Origin of the sequence: Vibrio sp. 1180_3, assembly GCF_029478545.1 — a bacterium.
GTDB lineage: Bacteria > Pseudomonadota > Gammaproteobacteria > Enterobacterales > Vibrionaceae > Vibrio > Vibrio aestuarianus.
This window is the reverse complement of the sequence record NZ_SJFM01000079.1, coordinates 1-3,641: the sequence shown is the minus strand read 5'-3', so window position 1 is coordinate 3,641 and position 3,641 is coordinate 1. Positions and strand designations below refer to the sequence as shown.

The following is a 3,641-nucleotide window of genomic DNA, read 5'->3' as shown; positions in this document are numbered from 1 at the left end:
CGATTTGAAACCAACGAAACTCAACACAAACCAGATCAAAAACTCAATTGAGGCAACCCAATAACCTTGAAAACGATCAATCTCAGGTTGTTCAAGAATCCATTTCGACCAAGCCAACTTGCCGAAAGAACGGAACGAATTCTCAATGAAATCGTAGAATTAACCTCAAAAACTCATCAAACACATAACGCCCAATTAAGTGGTGAACAACGCACTGGCCAAGCCGCTGCATTGCACTGTAAAGCACTTTACCTGACGCATAGTAAAACTGCCACGCGTTGAGAATCCACTTGAATTGCTTGTTATGTGAATTTTACCGTGAATTCAAAGTAAACCACCGTAGAAATAAAGAGATTTGAATAAGTTACGTACAAAGACGATGCTGACCAAACCCTAAATTTCACAGCGATCTTAGCCAAAGAGAGCCACTTACAGAATCAACAACAAAGAAAGCGCCCTTTCAGCCACAGCCAAACCTTTTGCGTCACCAGATTTTCAGAGCTAAATTTCAGAAAGTGAATCAGTCAAAAATGCATTTCAATTGAAGCGATTTGAAACCACCGAAACCCAACAAAAACCAGATCCGAAACTTAATTGAGGCAACCCAAGAACCTTAAAAACGATCAATCTCAAGTTGTTTAAGAATCCATTTCGACCAAGCCAACTTGCCGAAAACACAGAACGAATTATCAATGAAATCGTAGAGTTAACCTCAAAAACTCATCCAACACATAACGCCCAATTAAGTGGTGAACAACGCACTGGCCAAGCCGCTGCATTGCACCGTAAAACACTTTACCTGACGCATAGTAAAACTGCCACGCGTTGAGAATCCACTTGAATTGCTTGTTATGTGAATTTTACCGTAAATTCAAAATAAACCACCGTAGAAATTAAGGAATTTGAATAAGTTACGTACAAAAACGATGCTGACCAAACCCTAAATTTCACAGCGAACTGAGCCAAAGAGTGCCACTTACAGAATCGACAACAAAGAAAGCGCCCTTTCAGCCACAACCAAACCTTTTGCTTCACCAGACTTTCAGAGTTGAATGTCAGCAAGAGAGTCAGTCAAAAGGACATTTCAATTAAAGCGATTTGAAACTGACGAAACTCAACACAAGCCAGATCCAAAACTTAATTGAGGCAACCCAAGAACCTTGAAAACGATCAATCTCAGGTTGTTCAAGAATCCATTTCGACCAAGCCAACTTGCCGAAAACACGGAACGAATTATCAATGGAATCGTAGCTTTGACCTTAAAAACTCATCCAACACATAACGCCCAATTAAGGGGTGAGCAACGCTACCACCCAAACCTAAAGCATTGTGCCATAAACACTAAAGGTGAAGTAGAAGTAAAAATGCCAAGCGTTGGGAATCCCTCTTAAATTGTTTGTTAGCTTGCTTTCCCCAACCTGACTTTGTACCTGTTATTAGCTCTCGTTGAGCAATTTCTGTAGAGCAAATTTTTATTGCGTCACCTGTGATTGACTCAATTTCTCTTGCCAATTCCAACAATGGTTCAGCTTCTGGGACTTCAAGACTATTGTTCTTCACGACAGAAACGCAAAATTCTTCCCAATTCTCAGCCAACACATTTAGTCCTCTACCAACGGTAAGCACATCCAGAGCAAGCAGGCCATTAGGCACTTCGAATGTCGGGAGTCCCATAAGAACTGAGTGGGTATCAGTCATCAACGCAGGTGTAACTTGTGAAAAATCTTCATCTTTTTTAGTTGTGAATGCCGTGGTTATGTCTTTACTTAATTGGTGAGACCTTGCCATTAAAGCCTTAACGACCATCAGTTTATTTATTTCCGAAGTCGCGACACGCTCAGACTCTAACCTACGTTCATTTCGATATTGGTTACTGGAAATCAACGCTGCTGCAAAAATTGCCGCAATACTGCCAATAGCCTGTATCCATGCAGGTGCATTTTCCGTAAACCAGTTGTTTGAAATGCTTGGTATGAAATAAAGAGTTAAAACAATTGCTAATACCAACGCACACAAAAACAAAACAGATAATATATTTTCTTTGATAGATCTCATGATATCCCACTGCAAGCTAACGCCCTGTTAAGGGGTGAGCAACGCAATACCGAAGCCGCCGCAAACCACCTTAAACACTAAAATCAACGCATAGTAAAAATGCCACGCGTTGCGAATCCCTCTTGAACAGTTTGTTAGTAGCGCTCTAAAGATCTGACTGGATGCTTTCTAACGAGACTACACGCGACATTAGTACTTTAAGGTCAGCGGCCTGATAGTGATCTAGTTCATTTTGAATGAAGTTAATTATATCTGGAATATCCGCGTCATTTTTGACGAAGATATATTTCACATCTCTTGGAGTAAAATACAGCGAGCCATGCTCTTTTGTCTTTTCATTCTCCAAAGTTAACCTTTCTTCATCATCAAACTCAGATTTTTTGAGATGGCTGACAATCTGCGAATGTTTTGGAACATACCTCCATTCAGACTCTTGGTAAAATTCCTTTTCAACGAGCTGATTGTTCATAAGCATAGTTCCATCTGCTGGCTTAACATGCATATAGATATGTCTCATTGTACATTTAGCTGATTCAACCTTGCTAGCATCACCAAGCCCATTGGCATGATCATTTAATGCTCTAAACTCAGCCATAAGGTTATTTTCCGACGCTAGATATAAGATAGGATTCAATCCATTTGCATTAGCCCACTCTTTTGTCATACCCAGACCATAGTTACCATAGAATGAAACGTGCTCGGATATTCGACTTAGCGGAATATCACAGAAACAAACCATTGGAAAAGCCATGTAAGGTGCATTATCTTGATTTACCCAACGAATATCTTCAAGACAATATCGAGGCCAATAACCGTGATTAAAAATTAACTTTAGTGTTTCTTTGTTATTCGTAAAATGGAATAACGTATGAGATTTTGGAGCCATTTTGACCTCTAAATTTAAAACTAGCCTGAGCTACTAACGCCCAATTAAGGTGTGAGGCACGCAATACCTATGCTTCGGCATACCACCTTAATCACTAAACCTAACGCATAGTAAAAATGCCACGCGTGCCGAATCACTCTTAAATTGTTTGTTAGCCATCTTTTCGCTCGATTTTTATCACTTTGTCTTGCGCAAAATGCAGAGCTAATATTTCTAGTGAGAACACCATGTTAAGCATATAACGACCAGACTTTAAGTCTTGATTGATAATTTCATTTGGTAAATCATGAGACTCAGCCGTAGCTTGAACGGCAGTAACGAACAAATCCTTAATATCAGAGTTATGGTTGAATACCGCCTCTAACTGATCTTTAATCGCATCATCTTCAAGGCTCAATGATACCGAACTATGAGCGAACTGATTTCGTAGCTTCCGAAAAGTATTAAACATAAGGTTCTGTTTTTGAGTAATCAAACCTAGTCTATAGGCCATTTCTATTTTTGATGAGAAATTACCCAATGGTCCATTGTGCTCAAATATAGGATCTTTCTTTTTATCAGTGTCGACTAATTGTATGCGCCCCATAATCCCACGGGGCGTTTTAGTGTGAGAAGTTCCAAGGAAGCAGTGAGTTGATATCAGGCTCTGGCTTTGCCAGTTCTTTCATACATTTGACCATGTAATCGTAGAGTATCAGTC

The 3,641-nt window shown here is 39.8% G+C and carries 4 protein-coding genes and 1 pseudogene; 1 reads left to right on the top strand and 4 read right to left on the bottom strand.

The window, feature by feature from the left end:
- The first annotated feature begins 634 nt into the window (after positions 1-634).
- Positions 635-829 (top strand): hypothetical protein, encoded by a 195-nt coding sequence (locus EYW48_RS20585; RefSeq protein WP_277432983.1) that lies wholly within the window; start codon positions 635-637, stop codon positions 827-829.
- Positions 830-1,341: 512 nt separating this feature from the next.
- Here EYW48_RS20585 and EYW48_RS20580 read toward each other — a convergent pair.
- From EYW48_RS20580 to EYW48_RS20560, 4 genes and pseudogenes are all read right to left on the bottom strand, one after another.
- Positions 1,342-2,070 carry a hypothetical protein gene (locus EYW48_RS20580; protein ID WP_277432982.1) on the bottom strand — a complete coding sequence of 243 codons (729 nt, stop codon included), beginning with the start codon at positions 2,068-2,070 and terminating at the stop codon, positions 1,342-1,344.
- A 12-nt stretch (positions 2,071-2,082) separates the two neighbouring features.
- Positions 2,083-2,185 (bottom strand): annotated as a pseudogene (locus EYW48_RS20575) (DUF3265 domain-containing protein).
- Positions 2,186-2,200: 15 nt separating this feature from the next.
- Positions 2,201-2,941: an abortive infection system antitoxin AbiGi family protein gene (locus EYW48_RS20570; protein WP_277432981.1), complete on the bottom strand. Its 741-nt coding sequence runs from the start codon at positions 2,939-2,941 to the stop codon at positions 2,201-2,203.
- A gap of 151 nt (positions 2,942-3,092) precedes the next feature.
- Complete coding sequence (locus tag EYW48_RS20560) at positions 3,093-3,527, bottom strand: MltR family transcriptional regulator (RefSeq protein ID WP_277432980.1); 435 nt, start codon at positions 3,525-3,527, stop codon at positions 3,093-3,095.
- Positions 3,528-3,641 lie beyond the last annotated feature (114 nt).